The organism is Pseudomonas sp. K5002, assembly GCF_013386655.1.
Taxonomy (GTDB): domain Bacteria; phylum Pseudomonadota; class Gammaproteobacteria; order Pseudomonadales; family Pseudomonadaceae; genus Aquipseudomonas.
This window is the reverse complement of sequence record NZ_JACARK010001711.1, coordinates 1-504: the sequence shown is the minus strand read 5'-3', so window position 1 is coordinate 504 and position 504 is coordinate 1. Positions and strand designations below refer to the sequence as shown.

Annotated in this window: 1 pseudogene; it reads left to right on the top strand. The window is 66.5% G+C overall.

Annotated features, from left to right (window positions below):
- Window positions 1–504 (top strand): annotated as a pseudogene (locus HX846_RS38850) (amidase); the annotation flags it as partial.

Below are 504 nucleotides of genomic sequence, written 5' to 3'. Positions count from 1 at the left end.
ATCCCCGGCGTCGCCTCGGTACGCCCGCAATCCTACGCAGACCTGGCCGCGACCGGCGATGCACTCGCCGGCAAACGCTTCGGCGTGCCGCGCATGTACATCAACGCCGACCCCGAGGCAGGCACCAGCGACGCCCCGGGAATCGGCGGCCCTACTGGCCAGCCAATCAAAACCCGGGCCTCGGTGATCGAGCTCTGGGAAGCTGCGCGCAAGGCACTTGAAGCCGCCGGCGCAGAAGTGGTCGAGGTGGATTTCCCGCTGGTCTCCAATTGCGAAGGCGATCGCCCGGGCGCACCGAAAGTGTTTACCCGAGGCCTGGTGTCCAAGGAATTCCTCCACGATGAATTGTGGGAACTGTCGGCCTGGGCGTTCGATGATTTCCTGCGGGCCAATGGCGACCCTGCGCTGAACCGCCTGGCGGATGTCGACGGCCCGAAGATCTTCCCCCACGACCCCGGCACCCTGCCCAACCGCGAAGACGACCTGGCCGCCGGCATGGACGAA